Source organism: Flectobacillus roseus, from assembly GCF_030056595.1.
Taxonomy (GTDB): Bacteria; Bacteroidota; Bacteroidia; order Cytophagales; family Spirosomataceae; genus Flectobacillus; species Flectobacillus roseus.
The window spans coordinates 36,777-56,027 of the sequence record NZ_JASHIF010000014.1 but is presented as its reverse complement, the minus strand read 5'-3'; the positions used below and the strand labels follow the sequence as shown (position 1 = coordinate 56,027).

The window sequence follows — 19,251 nt, the reverse complement described above, 5'->3', positions numbered from 1 at the left end:
TGCTTTGCTCAGGAGGATTCTTTTAAAATTACAGTTAAAATAAGCACATTTATCCCACAAAATCATTGAATGGCATCAGGAGATGATAAAAGGTTTGGATTTAGGGTAGAAAAATATTAGTAAATGCATTTTTAAATAGTTACCTCCCATAATCAGGCACAAAAAAAGAAGCCCATGGCGATGGGCTTCTTTTTTATATTTACTTTTAAAGCGCTAAAATTTCTTGTATCGATAATCCTGTGGATTGAGCGATAATTTCCAATGCGACTCCAAGCTTTTTTAATTCACTTGCAACCTCTCTTTTCCCATCATCTTTAGCCGTTTTAACTACTTCTTTTACCTCAATGTAGGTAAGTAAACTTTCTTGATATTCGGCGTACTGCTCTGAAGTCATATTGGCAATCTCTGCAACACCAAAGGCTTTTTCAAAAATAGGTTCTTTCAAAATCGCTGGTATTTCATCAAAGCTTTCTAATCTTTTCAAGAAGTACACCCATTTGTCGAAATGGCTCTCTAATTCGTTTTCTTGCTTATCAAAAAGAGGCATTTGTAAAAACTTAAAGTTGAGCTTATCGTAAAATATCTCTCCGTCTTGGTCTTTCAATTTTATACTTCTCAAAAACTTTTGCTTCTCCTCTTTTTCATCATACTGAAAATCCAAAATAGCAATCATGTAAATAGGATTTAATCTGAAATCCCATTCTCCACGTTTAGATTGCTCTCTTATAGGAAAAGTTGCATAAAAAAGAGAGCGATCTTTGAAGTAATTAACCTTTGCCTTCTGCATCTCAACAATAATTCGCTCTCCGCTCTGAGTTTGGCAATGTATATCAAAAATTGCTTTTCGCTCATGCGAGAGTTCAGCAAAGCTCTCTACATTACGAAAGTCTAATTCCGTAATTTGGTGCCGAGGTGGTAACAGTTGATTCAGAAAATCAATCAACAATTCTTTGTTAGCTTCCTCGCCAAAAAGCTTTTTAAAACCAAAGTCGGTATATGGATTAATATATCTTGACATCCTATTGAGATATAATTTACAGCAATTTACTGATTTTTTACTAGTAAAATAAATCCTTATTTATATGATTAATAATAAAAAAGAAGCCCATGGCGATGGGCTTCTTAAGATATAGACTTTACAAAACTATAGACCAAACAAGTGTGTTGTATCACATTCTAGTTCGGCAAAAAATGATTTAGTTTCGTAATCGTAAATCAATTTGTACAGACACAAGTTCGAGTGCTCAAATGTATCCATTTCATGTAGAGGCTTGTCGAGCAACATGGTCAGGATAATTCTCATAGCACGACCATGCATGGCTACCAAAACGGTTTCTTCATGTGGGCGAGATAAGATTGTCTCAATTGCTGGCTTTTGTCTTTCCAATACCTGCAAAGGACTTTCGCCTCCTTCTGCGGCCATATCTACGCCTCCTGTAACCCAACTTTCGATAAGAACTTTATAGTATTCGTTGTCGATATCATTCGGAACACGTCCTTCTCTGATACCCCAACTTATCTCATTTAAGCCTGAATGCTGTTCCCAAGGAATACCAGCTTCAATAAATTTATGAACAGATTGATGTGTTCTCTTAAGAGCAGATGTATAGACTTTGTCAAAATTGACATTTTGATAACTTTGGAAAAATGCCTCTGCCTGCGCACGTCCCAGCTCATTCAAATCCGAATCTACACCACTTCCTTGCACGATACCTTGGCGGTTGAAGTCTGTTTCACCATGACGTATCAGGTAAATTGTTTTTTTAGTAGGAATATTGCTTTGGGTATTAGACATGCTATTTAGTTGATATGGAGTAATATAGAGCTATGAAAAATTGTCACAAAAATACATTTTTTAGGTGATTATGCTATCTCATGACTAAAAAAGAGATGATTTTTGACAGAAAAGTAAGCTTTTGTTAAAAAAATGATAATATAGCTAACTATCTTAATAATGGATTTTTGATAATTAGATTTGGTTCAATAAATGAAAAATAGGTCAAATCTCTAACTAAGGTTTTCTATCTTTAGAAAAATTTAATTCACTTCGCTATGTTTAATACTTCTTACAGCCTTGAGCAATTAAATGCCATGGGACAAAACAATATGCTTAATCATCTGGGCATCGAATTTGTAGAACTTACTGCCGATTACCTTGTGGCCAAAATGCCCGTAGACCATCGTACCAAACAACCTATGGGACTTCTCCACGGAGGTGCTTCGGTGGTTTTGGCTGAGTCGATGGGTAGCGTTGCATCATTTTTAAGCCTTCCCGACCCTACCAAACAAACAGCAGTTGGTGTAGAAATAAATGCAAATCACCTCAAATCTGCCAAATCGGGTTTTGTCTATGGTAAATGTACTCCTATCAAAATAGGACGTAATATTCAGGTATGGGAAACTCAAATTACCAACGAAGCTGGCGACCTGATTTGTGTAAGCCGATTAACCACTATGGTAATTGATATAAAATAAAGAAACACTAATGAGTCGATAGAATTTTCTATTTTTTTGAAACAAGTAAATTCTAAATTATGTTATATTTGAAAATGTAAAAACACCCTATGGACTGTTTTTACCTAACTATCTACAAAACAAATAGTTAGCATATTTTTAAAACGTATATAAACATTTCAAAAATATGACTCCAACTTCGGAAACTCATATTTCGACGCAAGTGCCACAACTAGAATTTTTCTGGAAAACTGCTATTTCAGAAGGGCTACCTGTTGCCCTTTGGAGATTACCTAAATCCACTGAAAAACAATTACTTATAGATTTATCTGGACGTACTCGCCAAACTAAAATCGACTTAGAGGAGCTCCCTTCGGGCTTTGCTATGAGTCCTTTTATTGGCGAATCTTTGTTTCTAAAAGGAGATTTGTACTATCATTTTGACCAAGACAATCAATTGATAGAAAACAACATTCAACCTAGCTCGGAACAAGCCCAAGAGTTTTTCAGAAAAGTTCAGCTCACCTACGACGAACAACATGAGGACACTCACATTTCATCAGCTAATTTTACCGTAAACTATACCAAAAACTTCGAATCGCCTACTGAGTCATCTCTTTACAACGAGATTACCTATGCCGAAATGGTGTCGGATGCCATCGATGCTATTCAGCGTGGTGACATGCAAAAGGTAGTGCTTTCGAGAACTAAGCAAATTACTTTGCCAGAAAATTTTGAGGTAGTTGAGGCATTCAATAAGCTTTGTGTGGCATATCCAAATGCCTTTGTGTCGTTGGTATATTTGCCACAAGAAAAAGCGTTATGGCTAGGTGCTACGCCTGAAACGCTTATTAGCATGGACAAAGAAGGTATTTTTAGAACTATGTCTTTGGCGGGTACGCAATCAGCCATAGGACCAAACGGAGAAAAATATCATCCTGCTGAAATTCGCTGGGCATCCAAAGAAATCGAAGAGCAAGCTTTTGTAAGTAGATATATTATTGAATGCTTTAAGAAAATTCGTCTTCGCGAATATTATGAAGTAGGGCCTAAAACCGTTCAGGCAGGAAATTTGATGCACCTCCGCACTGATTATAGTGTCAATACCCATGAGGTGAATTTCCCGCAATTGGGCACTGTTATGATAGACCTTTTGCATCCAACTTCAGCGGTATGTGGTATGCCCAAAGAGCCAGCCTTACGCTATATTGCCGAAAATGAATTGCACTCTAGAGAATATTATAGTGGTTTTTTAGGCCCTGTAAATATTCATGACGAAAGCCATTTATTTGTCAACCTTCGTACCATGAAAATTCAAGGAAATCAAGCTACACTTTTTGCAGGTGGTGGTATTACCGAGGATTCTAATCCAGTAAAAGAATGGTATGAGACGGAGATGAAAAGCCAAACGCTTTTGAGAGTTATTTTATAGGATATTTTTTCATGTTAGATAAACGAAAAGGGGATAGTAGCATAAGCAGCTTACTATCCCCTTTTCGTTTATTTTTCAGGATTAAATGTAGCATTAACCAACGTTTGTTACTTTTTGAAGGCAACCTATTCTTGGTAAAGACATTACTCAACTTCAGTGTTTCATCGAAAAGCTTTCAGTCTTTTTCTCAATCTCACCTATGATAGTCAACTTCACGGTATCGATACGAGCGTCCATCATGGAGATAATTTGAAAGTTGAAAGGATGTGCAATAATCGTTTCGTTTACCTCTGGAATATCTTCATTAATACTAATAATCATACCTCCTAAGGTATCATAATCGCCTTCTTGGAGATTCCACTCATATTTTTCGTTGAGATAGTCAATTTCCAAACGAGCTGATAACAAATAGACTTTATCTTCCAAGCGTTTCTCTATCAAATCTTCGTTATCATCATATTCGTCCTCGATATCTCCAAAAATCTGCTCCATTACATCTTCCATACTCACCAAACCCGAAGTACTTCCAAATTCGTCTACGATTAAGGCTAATGATTTACGTTCTTTAGAAAAACGGAGCATTAAATCTTTGGCAGGCATTGCCTCTGGCACAATCAAAATTGGCTTCAAAATACTCTGAATGTCTTTAGGTTTCTTAAACAAAGCTACCGAGTGACAATAACCGATGACATCTTCTAAGGTATCTTTATAAACCAATACCTTTGAGTGACCACTTTCTACAAATGTTTTCTTTAGTTCTTCTATGCCATCTTCGAAGTCTATCGCTACAATTTCGGTACGTGGAATCATACAATCTCTCACCTTTACCTGCTTAAATTCTAAAGCATTATTAAAGATTTTGGTATCCACTTCTGCCTCCTCCTCAGTAGAAATTTTACGGTTAAGATTTTGCATATAGTGGTTCAAATCTGTCAAACCAAAAGCAGGTTTTTCCTCCGAATATTCTAAACGAAGTACATTTTTGATAAACCAACTTGAAAGTCCTACGATTGCCCAAACCAATGGATACATAAGTGTATAAATAATCCAGATCGGAATAGATAAAACCTCTAAAAAGCCATCAGGATTAAGTAAAAACACACTTTTGGGGGTAAATTCAGAAGTACCCAAAATAATAACAGTTCCTAAGATTGAAGCGATAAGTCCAGGTACAAGCCCCGTACCAAAAACAGGGAAATAGTGTTCAATCTGATGATGCAGATATCCCTCCATAAATATACCATAAGCTACCAACGACAAGGTATTGCCAATAAGTAGCGTGCCGATAAACTTAGAAGGATTTTTGATAAATCTTGAAATAATTTGTCCAGTGATTACACCTTGTTTGGCTTGTAGTTCAAAATATAACTTGTTAGCCGAAACAAATGCCATTTCAACACCTGAAAAGAATGCTGAAAAAACCATTGATAATATAACACCTATTGCTTGTTGGGAGTCCATCTGGGGTTGGTTTCAATTTTGAATTAGAAGACATAGATGTCGAATGCTTGATTGGTTAAATACATCTATATCTGTGAGTTAGACAAACGTATGTGATTTGATTAGGAACACAATACGAAGGTATGGTTTAGAAAAACTCACATTCTCTAAACATCAAATTGCATATTTTTGGTCAAATTTCAAAAAGAAAGAGCGATTTATCAAACCGCTCTCCCTAAAAATTTGACATCTGTGGGCTTTTTTACAAAATCTTAATGTTTAAATACTACGCCCGACAGCTTCGTTTTACTTTTTCTTACCTTTTGATAAAGCCTGACGTTGCAGCTTTTTAGGATCTACAGCAGGTTCTTTTTTATCACTTTTGCTTGATTGTTCTTCCTTTTTCAAACGAATTTGTTTTGAATACTGAAAGTAAAACAAGCAACCCACACACATCATCAACCAGCTATAGTGGTAAAAAATCTTTGTCCAAAAGGTATTTACCTCTGGCGGTGTTCCTGCGCGAAGGTCAAGAACCCAAATGATTAAAAAACCTAAAGCTGCTGACAGCAATAATATTTCTTTTCTGCTCATGAGTTTGTGCTTAATTAAAATCCTTTATCTCGCATCAATTTGAATTCACGATAACGGCGGATTGTTGCCATCACGAAGCCAATCGACAAGATAATTGTACCTATCCACAAGATATTTACCAAAGGTTTTTCGATAGCCTTCAAGATGATAAAGTCTCTTTGGGTTGTATTAATATCAAAGGTAAATTTACCTGTTTGAGGGTCTACACTCACAAATCTTGCTCGTACACCTGCCTCTGCATTTTCCACTGGAGGCATAGCTACCATACCATCACGAATCACAAAAACGGGTTTTATTTCATGTGGAATAGCTTCTTTCCCAGAAATCAAAATACGTGCTTGAACAGCAGCGTCTTGTGGACCAAGAGGTTTACCTTCAAATTCTGTAACACGTTTTACTTCATCCAAAACAGCTACATAATCATTCAAGAAAAAGGTATCTTTTACCGCAACCGTAAATTTCTCTGTTTTACTCCACTCCTTCTCGTCCAAATTTGGCGCCAAAGCTACATAAGTGTACAAATCACCCAAGGCCGAATGTTTCAAGTCTGGCGAGAAAGCATTCCCCATTTTCTTGTTGATTTGAGCACGTGGATATAAAGTTGTCACTTTGCCATCTTTATCACGGAAATCAATTTCGTAATATTTGTTTTCTGGAAAAACAGGAAGAGTGTCACCCTTGGCATAATACTTTTTACCTTGTTGCTCAATATCTTGAAGCGCCACCGCATGGAAATCATTCTCAATTAATTCCACCTGTTCAGGACGAACATATTCAGGTAACTCACGACCTTCTACTCTAACACCTTTGTAAGTGAGCGTATACTTGCCCATCTCTAAAGGCGTATTCAACCACAATACTACGTTTTCTTTGTTTTCTTTATCGTTATTTTTGGTAAAAGCTTCGTCTTTATTCGAAATAGCAAAACCCGATGTATTAATCGAAACTACTTTAGAATAACCCGACGAATACAAAATACCGAATAGCATCATCGCAAAACCAATATGCGTTACAGCACCACCCGATAGCTTGTAGTTGCCACGAGCGATATTAAACAAAATAGTACCATTAGTGACAAAAGCATAGATACACGCAAAAAGCAAAGCGATATAAGTTGGGTTACTGAAAAAATCTCCTAACTCTAATTTGGTCGTTGCTAATATTCCCAAAGATGTCAAAATCAATGATACCAATGCTGGTGTTAAGAAGTGTTGAGCTATGTTTTCTTTCTTGATTTTTCTCCACCAAAAATATTGTCCAGTACCTGTCAAAATAGCCACCGCTGCGGCAAACCACAACTGGAATTTTGAGTAATAAGTAGGCGCATCAGCAGGAGGTGCTAGTTTGGACACAAAGCCCAAGGCTTCCACAATTTTGTTATATACAGGCAAAGAGGTTGCCGCTATGATTTGGAAAGACGACAAACACAAAGCTGTTGCGCCAATAAAAATCCAAAATTCACGGCTATATACTGATGCCTCTTGTTCTTCTGTTGGAATGTTTTTCCAACGATAAATCAACAAACCTACTGCACCTACTAAGAAAAACAATAGATATAACAATAACTGTCCTGAAAGACCCAAATCGGTAAATGAGTGAACAGATGCCTCACCCAATACACCACTGCGGTTCAAGAATGTAGAGTATAAAACCAAAATAAAAGTGGTAATTACCAAAATGAATGAGATACGCAATGCCGACTCATTGGTTTTGTAAATAATCATGCAGTGAATTGCCGCAATTAACACCAACCAAGGAACAAAAGAAGCATTTTCTACAGGGTCCCAGTTCCAATAGCCTCCAAAGTTGAGCGTTTCATAAGCCCAATAAGCACCCATGATAATACCTATGCCAAGTACTGCCGCTGAAAACAATGACCAAGGCAACGCTGGACGAATCCATTCTTTGTACTCTCCACGCCACAAACCAGCAATCGCATAAGCAAATGGAATCAAGGTTGTAGCAAAGCCTAAGAATAAGGTTGGCGGGTGAATCACCATCCAATAGTTTTGGAGCAATGGGTTCAAGCCACGGCCATCCTCTGGAACAAAGTTGGCGTTCATTTTCCAAACTGGTAAATCAGGCATAGCTTCACGCATCAACAAGAATGGAGATGAACCAATTTTGAAATCAATAATTGGTAATACAATCCCTAAAATCATCGAGCACAAAAAGGCTTGAACAGCAGCAAAAACTACCATCAGAGGCGCTTCCCATTTGCGATTGGTCTTAATAAGAATCAAGCCTAAAAGTGCATGCCAGAAAATCCATAGCAAGAAACTTCCTTCTTGACCTTCCCAAAAGCATGAAACAATATAGTATACAGGAAGAGCAATCGACGAGTGAGACCAAGCGTATTGATACTCAAAATAATGGTTATAAATGATTGTGTAAAGCGCAACAATAACACCTATAATCGAAAGTCCATGCAGATAAAACGAATAGCGAGAAAACTTCTTCCAAGATTCTTGCTCTTCGAGATTTTTAATTTGTAGTGATTTGAAATAGCCAAATGCAGATATTACCGACGTCACAAACGAGATAATAATACACAAATGACCCACATTTCCGATAGTTGTATGTAACATCTTGATAAAATGGGTTTGGGGAGATAGACCCTAATTTTTGAATACCATTGAGGCATTTTTAAGACAAATACGACTCCTGCGCTCAGTAAAAGAGTTTGGAAGTCGTATCTGTTGAAGTAAGCAGCAAGTTTTGATAAACTATTTGGCAACAGCCAACTGCCGAATTATGATTTAGAAGCAGGTTTTTCTACTTCTTTGAAATCCACATTTCCATCTTGGTATTTAGAAGGACATTTCAATAAGATTTTTTCACATTTAAAAACCTGACCCTCCATGTTACCAATAATCACGACTTGCTCAGAACGATCCATATCTTGAGGTTTTGGAGCATCATATACAACTTTCTGTTCACGTCCTTTGTTATCAACCAATGTAAACTCAAAGTGATTAGCATCAAGTGCAGGATTGTAACTCATTCCTGTAACATTACCTCCAGCATCTTTTTTGAGTTTACCCACTACGTGTACCTTCTCTGCACTACCGTCTTTAGCCATATTTTCGGCTACACCAAAGTCAACATAAGTACTAGCGTCGGTACCCGTTGACACCAAAATCACCACTGCAATGGCAATGATAATTAGTCCGAAGATGTGTGTTTTTTTCATGATTATTGATGCGTCTTTTTTGAGATTTCGCTTATTTCGAATTGAGAGTTTTTTCGATTTTTGAAATTTTCTTATCCAATGTTACCAGATAAATTACTACGCCCAAAAAGATGGTAACCACCACCGCAACAACCACATAAATGCGACCATCAGCGTATAACTTATCAGCCATTTCTGGCTCACCAGCAGCGTTATCTTGAGCAAAAGAAGCTAGCGAAACTAGCATTAATGTTAAAAATGATAATAACTTTTTCATTTTATCTATCGAGCCTTTAGTGATAAACTTGGGGCTTTTTATTTAGTAAAAGACTTTTATTAATGAGAAATAAGTAAACTCTTATTTAGTGCGGAATGGTAAGTAACAAATGATGAATCCAGCAAAACTCCTTATGCTCAACTCTCCATCCAAAACTTATCTAGGCTTCATTCGCTTGTCTTTCGATTTTACGAATACGTAAACGAAGATTGGTAATCCAATAACCCAAACTAATCCATCCAATTACAGCGGGATAAAAGACAATACGCATAGCACCTTGTGTATCCATTGGTTTAAAACCTGGGTTACCACCATTACCTGGATGCAACGAATCGGTCATACGTGGCAAAATGATTAATAAAGGAATCAATAATGCTATAGCAAATATGTTATAAATCGCCGAAATACGTGCTTTTTGTTGTTCGTCTTCAAACGATCCTCTCAAAATAGCATAAGCAAAGTAGATTAATAAACCGATAGCTGCGCCATTGAGTTTTACATCGTTGGTCCACCAAGTGCCCCATGTATAACGTGCCCAGATACTTCCTGTTGCACAACCTACAATGCCAAACAAAATCCCAGTATAGGCATAAGACTCCGCTTTGTCGTCGATAGAAGTCAAAGGGTTTCTTAAATATTTGATGGAGTTGATAACCGAAATCGTCAACATTACAAACATCGAAAACCACATTGGCACGTGGAAATACAAATTACGAGCCGTTTCGTGCAATACAGGCTGACGAGGTATATGTCCCAAAAAGCCCCAAACCATTACATAAGACAGCATCAATACTGCCAAATACTTATACCAATTCTGTTTCATTTTATCACTTATTAACTCTATGTTTAATCATTGAGTTTTTTAATTTTTTTACAACTGCTATAAATTACTCATTCACTCAGTTCTCTAACTTCTCCACAAAAACGGAAAAAGAATTACCGAAAGCACTAATACAATGGCATCAATAGCCAACAGAATCATTACTTCGTCTAAGCTTTCACCTCTATCTAGTCCATCGAGTGCATTTTTTGATATTTTAATCAACATCAACAACATTGGAATAATCACAGGAAAACTCAATACTGCCATCAACGTTGCACTGTTTTCGGCTTTTGAAGCAATACCCGCAATCATTGTCAGCGTACTTGCAAAACCAATGGCTCCCAGAATAAGTGCCACCAAATACAACCCTACATCACCTACTGGATTACCCATCACCAAACCATACACCCCAAATCCTACCAATGACAATACCAGCATCAGGATAGAGTTGTAGATAATTTTCGAAACAATAATTCCGACTGGATTAGCTAAGGTATAATAGTAAAGAAGACGTCCGTAACGCTCCTGAGTGAAGCTTTTGGCAATAGCATTAACGGCTGTGAAGAGAATTATAATCCAAAAAAGCGTGTTCCAAGTAATTTTATCGATATGGTTCGTCTTCAATCGAAACGACAAATAGCACACATAAACTGTACTTACAATGTATAAAAGCATTCCATTGATGGCATATTTTTGCCTCAACTCTAATCGTATCTCTTTATCAATTAATGCTTTTATTTCGTTTACCATATCGAATAACTCTCTGAGGCTATATTTGGCATAATGTTGATGAATCAAATTTGGATAGCCCTTTTTCAAAATTTTCCGCAAAGTTACGACACAAACAAACTGCAAACTCAAAAAGGAAGTAATATTTTGAGACATTCGCCCAACAACTTTGTAGGGAGATTTTTAGAGGACAAATAGAATGCAAAAACTAATGTTTGGAAATGATTAAAATCATAATCAAAAAGAAAATTTGAGGTTTAGTTCGCAAATATTTCTTTAAACAAGGAACTCTTTGTTTATTTGCACTTGTTTTGAATAAGTCTAAATAAAGTGCAAATTCGTAATTTGTTAAGTCTTTAGAAATTTGTACTTTATATTACAACTACTATTAATCGAAAGCGTAATCATGAGAACAGTTGCGGATTTGAAAATCGGGGAAAAGGGCGTGATTGTGAGCTTTAGCGACGAACTTCTATCACTCAAATTGTTAGAAATGGGCTGCTTGCCCGGTACTCAAGTAACAATGACACATATTGCCCCCTTTGGTGACCCTATCGCCGTAAAGGTTTCTGGCTATGTTTTGTCAATGCGAAAAGATGAAGCCTCAACCATTGTTGTTGCTTAAATAATACCACTTTGGTTAGTTTCTATTCGTAAAAACGTGAAGTACTAATCAATAACAAAGTGAATAGATAGGAACAAACTTTACGTATTTACGTTATTAGTTTGAAGCCAAAAATTGCTAATAGCCTTGAAGAAATCACCCAAAATAGCATTAATCGGTAATCCCAACGCTGGAAAATCTTCTTTGTTCAATAGCCTTACGGGGCTACGCCAAAAAACGGGAAACTTCCCTGGCGTAACTATGGACAAGTTGATTGGGAAATGGAATTTGGAGACAGGCACCGAAGCCGAAATTCTAGATTTACCGGGGATTTACAGTATATATCCAAAATCAGTCGATGAGCAGGTTGTTATTAACATTCTTGCCAATCCACAACATCCCGACTATCCAGACATGGCCATAGTCGTAGCGGATGCGTCTAATCTTAAACGCAATTTGCTACTATTTAGCCAAGTTCGTGACCTTGGTATTCCTACCGTGTTGGCACTCAATATGATTGACGTTGCCGAAAACTCAGGTATCGTAATCAATTCTTTCAAGCTCGCCAAAGAACTTAATGTTGAAGTAGCTGAAGTCAATGCTAAAAAAGGGATTGGACTTAATGGTTTACGCCTTGCCGTAAACAAGACGCTTGAGCAAAGATTCAATTCTAACGACTCGCTGCCAGTAGAATATTCGCCCGAATTGATTGATGAAATCAAAGAGAAATATGGCGATACCGACGATTACCACGCATTGTTATGGCTTTCGGAGCATGACAACCTGAAGCAATTTGATACCGAACAAAGAGTAGGTTTTGATAAACTTCAAGAAAAATATGGTTGGAATTCCAAAAAATTCCAAGCTCAAGAGACAGTTTCTCGCTATGCAGTGCTCAACGAAATCGTAGATGGTTGTTTGCACCAAATACCTGTTGAGGACGAGCCAGTAAAAACTTGGACTGACCGATTAGATAAGGTTTTCCTTCATCAGTTTTGGGGTTACTTTGTTTTCTTGGGTATTTTGTTTTTGATGTTTCAAGCTGTATTTACTTGGGCTGCTTATCCACAAGATTTGATTGATAATGGAGTAGCGTGGCTCAATCAATACCTCAAAGACACCCTTCCTGAAAGTCAACTAGTCAATTTGTTAACAGACGGACTCATTGCTGGTATCGGTGGTGTGGTAGTATTTGTGCCTCAAATCGTATTCCTTTTCTTGTTTATTTCATTATTGGAAGAAACAGGATATATGTCCAGAGTAATGTTTATTATGGACAAATTAATGCGTAGGTTTGGCTTAAATGGAAAGTCTGTCGTTCCACTTATCTCGGGTGTAGCATGTGCTGTACCTGCCATTATGAGTACGCGAAGCATTGGCTCATGGAAAGACCGCCTAATTACCATTATGGTAACGCCATTAATGTCATGCTCAGCACGTTTGCCAATTTATACGGTATTAATTGCCTTGGTTGTTCCTGAGAAAAGTACACTTTTTGGTATTTTCAGCTTACAAGGAGTTGCCTTATTTGGTTTGTATTTACTAGGTTTTGGGATGGCGATTCTTTCAGCATGGATTTTGAAAGTGGTATTAAAAGCTAAAGAAAGAAGCTATTTTATCATGGAGCTTCCTTCATACAAAGGTCCTCGTTTCAAACACATTATGATTTCCTTGCTTAATTCTACCAAAGCTTTCGTATTTGAAGCTGGTAAAATTATCGTTGCTATTTCGATTGTACTTTGGGTAATGGCTAGCTATGGCCCAGGCAATGCGATGCAAGAAGCAGAACAAAAAGTGAAAACTGAAAATCCAACTTTAACAGGAGCGGATTTAGAAAATAAAATTGCTGCTCAAAAACTGGAATCATCGTATGCGGGTCATTTTGGTAAGGTTCTCGAACCAGCTATTAAGCCTTTAGGATATGACTGGAAAATCGGTATTGCCTTGTTAACTTCTTTTGCAGCACGTGAGGTGTTTGTAGGAACTATGTCCACAATTTATAGTTTAGGAGGCGAAGTAGACGACGAAAACACAACCGTTATGAATCGTATGCGTGCCGAAATCAATCCCGAAACTGGCAAACCAATGTACGATGCAGCATTAGGCTTTTCGCTCATGATATTTTATGCCTTTGCGATGCAATGTATGAGTACTTTGGCTACAACATACCGAGAAACAAAATCATGGCGCTATCCTGCTATTCAGTTGGTTTATATGACTACACTAGCGTACTTATCGGCATTTATTGTTTATCAATTGTTGAAATAAGAAACTCATTCTTTTGGTTAAATAAAAACATGAGTCATATCGAATTTTAGGATTGAGATTATTCTCCAGGTTTTCATCAAAAAAGCGGTCGGAAAATATTTTCCGACCGCTTTTTTGATACTAATACCATGCTAGACATGACTTGGCTTTAGACGTAATCATTGCGTCTCTACTAGTAAAATTCCTAATAAAAATAATCACTCATTCGCAATTCCCTAAATCACTAAATTTGAAATGACTTACGTGTTTACCATCTCAATTTATCAATAATATCACTTGGGAGCATGGCCATTTGTCCTCTTTCCTGTGACGCTATATCTCCAGCCTCACCATGCTTAAATACGCCGATAATCGCAGCCTCCTCCGACGAATATCCTTGAGCTATTAGTGCTGTAATTATGCCTGTCAATACATCACCACTACCACCCGTTGCCATCCCTGGATTACCTGTCGAATTAAAGTGTACTTCTTGATTTGGTAAAACAACTGCAGTATGCATTCCTTTTACCAAAACTATACAATTATATTTTTGAGAAAATACTTTTACTTTTTCGAGTTTTTCAAAATCATTTTCCCAAGTTCCAATCAGTCGCTGTAACTCTTTAGGATGCGGTGTCAAAACGGATTTTGCAGGAATCAAAGCAAGCATATCTGCCTCTTCGGCCATGATATTTAATGCGTCTGCATCGAGAACTAAAGGACTTTTTACTTGTCTTAAAAGTACGTTCAAAAAAGCTTTTGTTTTCTCACTTTTCCCCAAGCCACATCCTATACCAATTACAGTGTATTTCTCAAGGTCGGGACAAACACTCAATTCTTTTTCTGCTGGGTCTGTTTGGCACATAGCTTCAGGCACGGAAGATTGCATGATTTCATAACCACATGCGGGTATATAGGTAGTAAGTAAGCCTACTCCCGAACGTAAGCAAGCTTTTGCTGAAAGTACCGCCGCTCCTATCGAGCCATAACTTCCGACAGCCAGTAAAGCGTGCCCAAATGTACCTTTATGTGAAAATTTTGCCCTTTTTTTAAGCGACACCATATCCGTCCAAAAGAAGGATGTTGAGGTATTTTGGACATATTCTCTTGAAAGTCCAATAGGCAAACACTCCCACTCACCCACATATAATTGGTTTTGCGGCATCAAAAAAGCCAGCTTGGGAGCTTCAAATGTTAGGGTATAATCAGGTTGAATAATGGTATTTCCTCTAGCAATTGGCTGAGAAACATATAGTCCTGAGGCAATATCTACTGAAATAACAGGAAGCTTACTCTGATTTATTTCCTGAATAACATCTTTCAAAATACCCTCTACGGGTCTATTTGTACCAGACCCAAGGATTGCATCAACTACAACACAGTTTTGTCCGATAACGGGAAAATCCTTCAAGGTCTTAATGGAATGAATAGTGGTTAGTGAAGTCAGTCGGTCGTAGTTTACCACAAAATCAGGACTAGCCTGAGCACTATAGTCTACGACATAAACTTCAACTTTCCTATTCATTGCCACAAGCATTCGAGCAATAGCGAGTCCATCGCCTCCATTATTACCTTTTCCACAGAAAATCGTAAAATCTTTGTCCGAAAAAAGAGACAATAGCCTATCAGTAAATGCTATAGAAGCGCGCTCCATCAAGTCAATGGAAGCAATAGGTTCCTGTGCAATGGTGTAAGCATCCCAGTTACGAATCTGCTGGGCATCAAATATCTTTCTCATTGTTTTAAAGCTAAATATGTGTGCAAAAGTAAGTTAGTGGCAAAAGTAAAATAGTTTTATCTGCTTTTAGCTCTAGGCTTTATGCTGTAGGCTAAAAGTTAGATGGTATTTCTGATGAAAAATTGAAGATTTTGTTCCTAATGATAGTAGCTTACAGCCAAATGCATCATACGGCTTTCAAGTTTTTTCTAAAATCCTTAAGCAATTTATTGGTTTTACATATTTTTTTTCGGAACTTTGCACCCCCAAAGATTTAGTAATTACGTGATTGGGCAGTCAAACTACAATAATGTATTGTTTTTCAGACCTTTAATATCACCGCTAGTTATTAATCAAGTCAAAAAATTTAGGACTTAAACAATAAAAATCATTCAAGATGAACGATTTAATCAAATTGGTAGAAGCTGAAAACGCTGCACGCCGTGCAGAATTGCCCGAGTTCTCAGCAGGTGATACTTTGAACGTACACGTTAAAATCCGTGAAGGTAACAAAGAACGTATTCAGGTATTCCAAGGTACTGTGATTCAACGTCGTAACAGCGGTGCTGGTGAGACTTTCACAGTTCGTAAAATTTCTAACGGTGTAGGTGTTGAAAGAATTTTCCCTTTGTTGTCACCAAACATCGACAAAATCGAAGTATTGCGTAAAGGTAGAGTACGTCGTGCAAGATTGTTCTATCTTCGTGGCAAACACGGTAGAGCTGCAAAAGTTAAAGAAGCTAAAAAGAAATAGTCTCTTGACAAAAGCAATATATAAAAAAGTCACTCTTTACGGAGTGACTTTTTTTATGCTCAATACCCAAGCTATGACACAAAAAAAGAGGCGAAAAATATCGCCTCCTTTTTATTTACCTAAAAATCCCCTTCATAAATTTTAATCTAATAGCTTTAAGCGAATTAAGTTAGTGGGCATTTTACCCGCTTTAAGCGCTAGGCTTTATGCCGTAAGCTTAAAGTTAAAAAGTGTCTCTAATAATATTACAAATACAATTTTGCCTGCTATGGATTTTAAATCCTTATATAGGGTTGTACGAAAGATTATAAAAACCATTTATTTCGGATATCGGATGTTGGATTTCGGAAGTGTAAACTTCTATATTTTGTAAAAAATAAAGGTATTTTTCTTTATTTCCGAAATCAGAAATCCCAAATCCGCAATAGTTAGAATTCCTTCGTACAGTACTGATCCTTATATAAAAATATATCCGTTCTTTTGGATAGCGGCATCAGCTAATCTTCTTCTTGCATCCTTCAAATTAATTGGTTCGATTTTCGTAAAACGTTTCAAACCCATCAACATTACTCGTAATTCGTCGCCCTCAGCAAATGAGGTAATTGCTACTTTTCCTGCAGAATTCAACTTGTCAATAGCTGAGTGTAAATACACTAAAGCAGCATCTTTTTCCAAAGCACAAGCCTCTTCGCCACGAAGTGTAATCAGTTTCTCTACACGTAACAAGGCCGATTCAGCCACGTAGGTTTCAATCAACATATCAGCCAGATTCATAATGATTTCCTGCTCTTCCTCAAACTTCATCATAAACTTCTGAAGCGATGCACCAGCAATCATCAAAATGGCTTTTTTCATATTTTTGAGAGCTTTTTTCTCAGGAATAAATAAGCCATCTTCCTCCTCTGCACCAAAATCAGGAATTGATAGAATTTCTTTACCAACTGCCATTGCCGCTGGCATCAAATTCAATTCACCTTTCATGGCACGTTTTACGATGGTACCTACAGACAACAAACGGTTGATTTCATTGGTACCTTCAAAGATTCTGTTGATTCTTGAGTCACGATATGCACGATCCATTGGTGCTTCAGCCGAAAAGCCCATGCCTCCGTAAATCTGTACGCCTTCATCCACCACAAAATCCAATACCTCCGAGCCGTGTACTTTTAGCATAGCACATTCAATCGCAAACTGCTCTACGCCTTTGAGCTTTGCCTGTCCACTCTCCATACCCGATGCTAGCAGAGTATCAATAGCATCGTCGATATTTTGTCCTGCACGATAGCAAGCCGACTCAGAAGCAAAAACTTTAGCAATCATATCGCCAATTTTGTGCTTGATTGCACCAAAGCTAGAGATACTTGTGCCAAACTGCTTACGTTCGTTAGCATAGTTTACAGCAGTCGAAATAACTCCTTTACTTGCTCCTACTACTGCCGCAGCTAGTTTGATACGACCAATATTCAGAATATTTACAGCAATCTTAAAACCTCCCTCACGAGTGTACAATTGGTTTTCGACTGGCACTTTACAATCATTAAAGAATACCTGACGTGTTGAAGAACCCTTGATACCCATTTTACGCTCTTCTTCGTTCATGGTAATACCACCAAACGATTTTTCCACGATAAATGCCGTCAATGACTTATCATTATCAATTTTGGCAAAAACAATAAACAAATCTGCAAAACCACCATTGGTGATCCACATTTTTTGTCCATTGATAATATAGTGTTTGCCATCCTCAGATAACACCGCTTTGGTTTTTCCTGAGTTAGCATCCGACCCCGAATCTGGCTCTGTCAAACAGTATGCCGCTTTCCATTCGCCTGTGGCTAATTTTGGTAAATATTTGGCTTTTTGTTCTTCTGTTCCGTAATACAAAATAGGCAAGGTACCAATGCCAGTATGAGCCGAAAGTGCTACCGAAAACGAGTGTCCTCCACCGCAAGCTTCTGTTACCAACATTGAAGTATTGAAGTTCATGCCAAAACCGCCAAACTCTTCAGGGATAGCAGTTCCTAACAAACCTAACTCTCCTGCTTTATCCAAAAGCTCAACCATAAGACTAGTATCTTTTGCATAATCAATAGCGTCGAGTCTTGGATGTACTTCTGTACGCAAAAAATCTAAACAGGTCTGAGCAATCATTTGTTGCTCTTCATTGAATTCTTCAGGAATGAAAATTTGAGAAGCATCAATATCTTTTATCAAGAACTCTCCTCCTTTGATGGATGATTTGCTATCTGTAAGTACCATATTTTGAATATTTTACGATTCGAAAATTTTCTAAAAGCTAAACTATCGTATGCAAGCATACTATTTTTTTGTAAATATAATAAATAAAAAAAATGTTATGCAAGCATAACATTTAAAATATTTTCAAAAAAAGTAAAAATAGTATTTTTTCGAGAAACAAAAGAGTAAAGAACGCTAAACTATCCTTTGGCTCGTACCCTTATCGAAGACTTCTTTATTACAGAAACTCTTCGATATTCTCAGCCTTATAATTGGCAGCCTCAGAGTCTACTACCTCACTGATTTGTTCCATTACCTCAAAAAAAGTCTGTAGTTTTTCTTCTCCAATTTTTTCATAAATTAAATTATTGAACATAATCACACCATTGCGAGCTTTATCTCGTTTACGTTTACCCTCTTCTGTCAAGTACACCTTTACGACACGGCGATCATCCTCGTCGGTTTCGCGACGAATCCACTTTTTATCTTCAAGTGATTTGAGCATACGAGTCAAGCTGCGAGGCTCAAGTCCTAGTGCGGGAGCTATTTTGGTGGCAGGAGTTCCATTTTTGTCGATATTCAACAAAACATATCCAATGGCCATGGTCATATCAAACTGTGCTGCATAAGAATTATACATTCTACTAATTGCATGCCATCCTGCCTTGATATGATAATCTACGGTTTTGTCTGCTTTCATATTTCTTCAAGATTTTCATTATTGGGACATAAATCATCTGTGTAATTCTGAGGAGAGGCAAGAATATAAC

General features: G+C 37.3%; 17 protein-coding genes. 5 read left to right on the top strand and 12 right to left on the bottom strand.

Features of this window, described 5'->3' with window-relative positions:
• Positions 1-205: 205 nt before the first annotated feature.
• Positions 206-1,018: an Rpn family recombination-promoting nuclease/putative transposase gene (locus QM524_RS16640; protein WP_283345431.1), complete on the bottom strand. Its 813-nt coding sequence runs from the start codon at positions 1,016-1,018 to the stop codon at positions 206-208.
• 126 nt (positions 1,019-1,144) lie between these two features.
• A complete protein-coding gene (locus QM524_RS16635) occupies positions 1,145-1,795 on the bottom strand; it encodes a histidine phosphatase family protein (protein ID WP_095160677.1) in 651 nt (216 codons plus the stop codon).
• 257 nt (positions 1,796-2,052) lie between these two features.
• Here QM524_RS16635 and QM524_RS16630 point away from each other — a divergent pair, with 257 nt between their 5' ends.
• A complete protein-coding gene (locus QM524_RS16630) occupies positions 2,053-2,475 on the top strand; it encodes a hotdog fold thioesterase (RefSeq protein WP_095160678.1) in 423 nt (140 codons plus the stop codon).
• Positions 2,476-2,641: 166 nt separating this feature from the next.
• Complete coding sequence (locus QM524_RS16625; RefSeq protein ID WP_283345430.1) at positions 2,642-3,886, top strand: chorismate-binding protein; 1,245 nt, start codon at positions 2,642-2,644, stop codon at positions 3,884-3,886.
• A 153-nt stretch (positions 3,887-4,039) separates the two neighbouring features.
• Here QM524_RS16625 and QM524_RS16620 read toward each other — a convergent pair whose 3' ends face one another.
• From QM524_RS16620 to QM524_RS16590, 7 genes are all read right to left on the bottom strand, one after another.
• Positions 4,040-5,347: a hemolysin family protein gene (locus QM524_RS16620; protein ID WP_283345429.1), complete on the bottom strand. Its 1,308-nt coding sequence runs from the start codon at positions 5,345-5,347 to the stop codon at positions 4,040-4,042.
• A gap of 285 nt (positions 5,348-5,632) precedes the next feature.
• Positions 5,633-5,920 (bottom strand): hypothetical protein, encoded by a 288-nt coding sequence (locus QM524_RS16615; RefSeq protein ID WP_095160681.1) that lies wholly within the window; start codon positions 5,918-5,920, stop codon positions 5,633-5,635.
• Between the two features lie 14 nt (positions 5,921-5,934).
• On the bottom strand, positions 5,935-8,508 hold the full coding sequence (gene ccsA / locus QM524_RS16610) for a cytochrome c biogenesis protein CcsA (protein ID WP_283345428.1): 2,574 nt from the start codon (positions 8,506-8,508) through the stop codon (positions 5,935-5,937).
• A 164-nt stretch (positions 8,509-8,672) separates the two neighbouring features.
• Positions 8,673-9,113 (bottom strand): cytochrome c maturation protein CcmE domain-containing protein, encoded by a 441-nt coding sequence (locus tag QM524_RS16605; RefSeq protein WP_095160683.1) that lies wholly within the window; start codon positions 9,111-9,113, stop codon positions 8,673-8,675.
• Positions 9,114-9,144: 31 nt separating this feature from the next.
• On the bottom strand, positions 9,145-9,369 hold the full coding sequence (locus QM524_RS16600; RefSeq protein WP_095160684.1) for a CcmD family protein: 225 nt from the start codon (positions 9,367-9,369) through the stop codon (positions 9,145-9,147).
• Between the two features lie 160 nt (positions 9,370-9,529).
• On the bottom strand, positions 9,530-10,192 hold the full coding sequence (gene ccsA / locus QM524_RS16595; protein WP_095160685.1) for a cytochrome c biogenesis protein: 663 nt from the start codon (positions 10,190-10,192) through the stop codon (positions 9,530-9,532).
• 84 nt (positions 10,193-10,276) lie between these two features.
• Positions 10,277-10,942, bottom strand: a complete 666-nt coding sequence (locus tag QM524_RS16590; protein ID WP_095160686.1) for a heme exporter protein CcmB — start codon at positions 10,940-10,942, stop codon at positions 10,277-10,279.
• A 385-nt stretch (positions 10,943-11,327) separates the two neighbouring features.
• On the opposite strand from QM524_RS16590, the gene QM524_RS16585 reads away from it, so the two are divergent.
• The gene (locus QM524_RS16585; RefSeq protein ID WP_095160687.1) at positions 11,328-11,546 is read left to right on the top strand and encodes a FeoA family protein; all 219 of its coding nucleotides are present in this window, start codon (positions 11,328-11,330) and stop codon (positions 11,544-11,546) included.
• 126 nt (positions 11,547-11,672) lie between these two features.
• Positions 11,673-13,793 carry a ferrous iron transport protein B gene (feoB, locus tag QM524_RS16580; protein WP_095160688.1) on the top strand — a complete coding sequence of 707 codons (2,121 nt, stop codon included), beginning with the start codon at positions 11,673-11,675 and terminating at the stop codon, positions 13,791-13,793.
• A gap of 247 nt (positions 13,794-14,040) precedes the next feature.
• Here the strand turns inward: feoB and QM524_RS16575 are convergent, their stop codons facing one another.
• Positions 14,041-15,510, bottom strand: a complete 1,470-nt coding sequence (locus QM524_RS16575) for an NAD(P)H-hydrate dehydratase (RefSeq protein WP_283345427.1) — start codon at positions 15,508-15,510, stop codon at positions 14,041-14,043.
• 376 nt (positions 15,511-15,886) lie between these two features.
• Between QM524_RS16575 and rplS the strand changes: the two genes are divergently transcribed.
• Positions 15,887-16,243 carry a 50S ribosomal protein L19 gene (rplS, locus tag QM524_RS16570; protein WP_095160690.1) on the top strand — a complete coding sequence of 119 codons (357 nt, stop codon included), beginning with the start codon at positions 15,887-15,889 and terminating at the stop codon, positions 16,241-16,243.
• A 456-nt stretch (positions 16,244-16,699) separates the two neighbouring features.
• Here the strand turns inward: rplS and QM524_RS16565 are convergent, their stop codons facing one another.
• A complete protein-coding gene (locus QM524_RS16565; protein WP_283345426.1) occupies positions 16,700-18,502 on the bottom strand; it encodes an acyl-CoA dehydrogenase family protein in 1,803 nt (600 codons plus the stop codon).
• Between the two features lie 217 nt (positions 18,503-18,719).
• Positions 18,720-19,181, bottom strand: a complete 462-nt coding sequence (locus QM524_RS16560) for a MarR family winged helix-turn-helix transcriptional regulator (protein WP_095160692.1) — start codon at positions 19,179-19,181, stop codon at positions 18,720-18,722.
• Positions 19,182-19,251: the final 70 nt, after the last annotated feature.